The 1,214-nt window shown below is 40.9% G+C and carries 1 protein-coding gene; it reads right to left on the bottom strand.

Translation table 11 applies throughout. From position 1 onward, the window contains the following. Positions 1-127 precede the first annotated feature (127 nt). Positions 128-355 carry a hypothetical protein gene (locus G493_RS0122730; RefSeq protein ID WP_028582196.1) on the bottom strand — a complete coding sequence of 76 codons (228 nt, stop codon included), beginning with the start codon at positions 353-355 and terminating at the stop codon, positions 128-130. Between the last annotated feature and the right edge of the window lie 859 nt (positions 356-1,214).

Here is a 1,214-nt window from a genome sequence, read left to right as displayed (position 1 = left end):
TCGGCACTCAAATCAAACGTCAGAAAGCTGGGTGGGACAATAATTATCTTGCTAAGGTATTGTTTGGCTGACATTACCCATGCGATTGCCCTGGCGCGCGCTTTTTGCGCTCCCGTGCAGCAAATTGTTAAATCACAATTTTTCCATTTAAATCGAACTTTCGTATTTTGACATCTCGAGTTTCTTTATTGGCGATGCCATTTTCATCTAATGCGTTAAAGAACGAAAAGAAACCTTGAGAAAAATAAAAATCCAAACCATTTAAAATCCAGTTGGAACTTGCATTAGGGGAACTGGAGCTTTCACCAACAGGCCATGTTGTAAATTCAAATTCAATTATATTGATTTCTTCCACAGCGCTGTCGATAACACAATTGATTTCCTCTAAAGCGTTTTTTTGCCATTCATACGGCCCTTAGGGTCCCATGGTATGATTGGATTGGATTCAATATCTGTTGCGCCACTTGTTATCGATATTTCTTCGAGCTTATTGCAGCATAGTTCGATTTGTGTCTTTTCAAAAATTAGGACAACCGGCCCATCAACAAATCACTCATTTTCGTCAATATCCCATACTACATAACTGAATAAAAGCTTTTGACCTATAAGTGCCTTGAGCAAATTCGTCTTTTTTAAAATTAAGTCGGCAGTTGTATCTATGTATTCCGGTGTATATGACAAATTATCCTCAGAGATTTAACCACGCGGAAGAGCGGCGTGAACAAGCCAGCGGCAAGTTCACGACTACTCAATCCGCCACGTTGTCGAGCGAGAGCCGCTGCAGTCACTCGAATATGGAACAAACAATTACAGATGAACACACGGCGATCCACTGTGCGGGAGCTCATCCGCGTGGTTGCCGGAGGCGAGAGTGAGCGCAGCGGCTCTCGCCTTCGGCAACAAGTTATTCTACAGATCTGTATGTCTTCCCAGCTTCCACAAGAATATGTGTTCATCCGGACCCCTGTATAAGCGCTCCACTCGGTTTCTTTTACCAAAAAGACCTCGTAATGTGTTAATATTTTGTAAAAAAATCTCGTTTTTTGGGTTATGAACGGATTAGACTTTTCTGTACACCATCCTAATTAGACTGAGCAAAAGTTTTATGGAGAACATTGCACCTAAATCTTGCAAGTAGATGAAAAGAAGTCATGAAAAAGGTAATATCCTTAAAATGTTAACAACCAAGAAAACATAATTGAGGAGTCACCTTT

The organism is Desulfogranum japonicum DSM 18378 (assembly GCF_000429945.1).
Lineage (GTDB): Bacteria > Desulfobacterota > Desulfobulbia > Desulfobulbales > Desulfobulbaceae > Desulfogranum > Desulfogranum japonicum.
This window is presented reverse-complemented; position numbering and strand designations above follow the sequence as displayed.